Raw genomic sequence first — 1,118 nt, forward strand, 5'->3', positions numbered from 1 at the left:
GGTAAAACTACCCTGACTGCTGCAATCACTACCGTTCTGGCAAAAACCTACGGCGGTAACGCTCGTGCATTCGACCAGATCGATAACGCGCCTGAAGAAAAAGCACGTGGTATCACCATCTCTACTTCTCACGTAGAGTACGATACTCCGACCCGCCACTACGCGCACGTTGACTGCCCGGGGCACGCCGACTACGTTAAAAACATGATCACCGGTGCTGCACAGATGGACGGCGCTATCCTGGTTGTTGCTGCAACTGATGGCCCTATGCCACAGACCCGTGAGCACATCCTGTTAGGTCGTCAGGTTGGCGTTCCTTACATCATCGTATTCCTGAACAAATGTGACATGGTTGATGATGAAGAACTGCTGGAACTGGTTGAAATGGAAGTTCGTGAACTTCTGTCTCAGTACGATTTCCCTGGCGACGACACTCCAATCGTTCGCGGTTCAGCGCTGAAAGCACTGGAAGGCGAAGCAGAGTGGGAAGCTAAGATCGTTGAACTGGCAGGCTACCTGGATTCTTACATCCCAGAGCCAGAGCGTGCAATTGACAAGCCGTTCCTGCTGCCAATCGAAGACGTATTCTCAATCTCCGGCCGTGGTACCGTTGTTACCGGTCGTGTTGAGCGCGGTATCGTTAAAGTCGGTGAAGAAGTTGAAATCGTGGGTATCAAAGACACGATCAAAACGACCTGTACCGGTGTTGAAATGTTCCGTAAACTGCTGGACGAAGGCCGTGCAGGTGAGAACGTCGGTGTTCTGCTGCGTGGTACCAAGCGTGAAGAAATCGAACGTGGTCAGGTTCTGGCTAAACCAGGTTCAATCAAACCACACACCAAATTTGAATCAGAAGTTTATATTCTGAGCAAAGATGAAGGTGGTCGTCACACTCCATTCTTCAAAGGCTACCGTCCGCAGTTCTACTTCCGTACCACAGACGTAACAGGTATGATCGAACTGCCGGAAGGCGTTGAAATGGTAATGCCGGGCGACAACATCAAAATGATCGTCACCCTGATCCACCCAATCGCAATGGACGATGGTCTGCGCTTCGCAATCCGTGAAGGCGGCCGTACCGTTGGCGCGGGTGTTGTAGCGAAAGTGATGGGTTAATT

General features: G+C 51.3%; 1 protein-coding gene. It reads left to right on the forward strand.

The window, feature by feature from the left end; translation table 11 throughout:
* The coding region (gene tuf, locus AB7038_RS18070) for an elongation factor Tu (protein WP_369453747.1) at window positions 1-1,116 on the forward strand (1,116 nt) is incomplete at its 5' end.
* Between the last annotated feature and the right edge of the window lie 2 nt (window positions 1,117-1,118).

The organism is Morganella morganii (genome assembly GCF_041099235.1).
Taxonomy (GTDB): domain Bacteria; phylum Pseudomonadota; class Gammaproteobacteria; order Enterobacterales; family Enterobacteriaceae; genus Morganella; species Morganella morganii_E.